This window comes from Mesorhizobium sp. M7A.F.Ca.CA.002.05.1.1 (assembly GCF_003998335.1).
Classification (GTDB): Bacteria; Pseudomonadota; Alphaproteobacteria; order Rhizobiales; family Rhizobiaceae; genus Mesorhizobium.
Map to the genome: position 1 here is coordinate 1 of NZ_RZQI01001374.1, position 993 is coordinate 993.

At 61.9% G+C, this 993-nt stretch carries 2 protein-coding genes; both read right to left on the minus strand.

Annotated features, from left to right (window positions below; genetic code table 11):
- A partial coding sequence (locus tag EN939_RS35670; protein ID WP_442919597.1) for an ABC transporter permease occupies nt 1–487 on the minus strand: 487 nt, incomplete at its 3' end.
- Nucleotides 484–993: ABC transporter permease (locus EN939_RS35675; RefSeq protein ID WP_164751581.1), on the minus strand; the 510-nt coding region annotated here is incomplete at its 5' end. The genes EN939_RS35675 and EN939_RS35670, both read right to left, overlap by 4 nt.

Consider the following 993-nt stretch of genomic DNA (forward strand, 5'->3'; position numbering starts at 1 on the left):
AGTCCATTCCCTGCAGGCGGGCGCGTATCGGCAGGAAGGCGAAAGGGATGCAGAAGGTGGTGTGGGCGATCATCAGCTTCACCATTCCGTTGGCGAGCCCGATCTCGGAGAAGAGGATCAGGACGGCGACAGCAACGACGATTTCGGGCAGGAGCAGCGGCAGGTTCACCACCGCTTCGGAGATGCGGCGGAACCGGACATCGCGGCCGCGCACCAGCACCAATGCCGCCATCAACGCGACAAGGGTCGAGGCGACTGTGGCGACCGTGGCGACGAGCAGGGAGGTCTTCACCGCTGTCATCAGGTTGGCGTTGGACAGAGCGGTGGCGTACCAGTGCAATGAGAAGCCGCCCCAATTGGAGACGATCCGGTTCGCATTGAAAGAGTAGAACACCACGACGGCGATGGGCAAATAGAGATAGGCGAAGAAGATCGCGCTGAAGAGACCGAAGCCCGGATAGCGCCTGACATCATCGTCCGCGTTCATGCCGCACGCTCCATGCCTTCGGTGCGCATCGAGCGCAGACCCTGGAAAATCAGGAAGACCATGACCGCGGCCATCAGCACGATGGCGATGGCGGCGCCGAGCGGCCAGTTGCGGGCGCCACCGAACTGTAGCTGGATGAGATTGCCCATCATCATGGTCTTGCCGCCGCCGAGCAGGGTCGGCTCCAGGACCGCGCCGAGGCTTGGAACGAACACCAGGATCGCGCCGGCGATCATGCCGGGCCGGGTGAGGGGCAGGATAACGCGGCGCAATGTGGTGACGCGGTTGCCATAGAGATCATGCGACGCCTCGATGAGCGCAGGGTCGAGTTTCTCGATCGAGGCGAAGATCGGCAGGATCATCAGCGGAATGTAGCTGTAGACGAGACCGAGCAGCATGGCGGTGTTGCCGAACAGCAGCGAGTCCATGTTGTCGACGAGGCCGAGACCGCGAAGGGTCTTTTCGACGACACCATCCTTGCCAAGGATGATGATCCAGGAATAGAC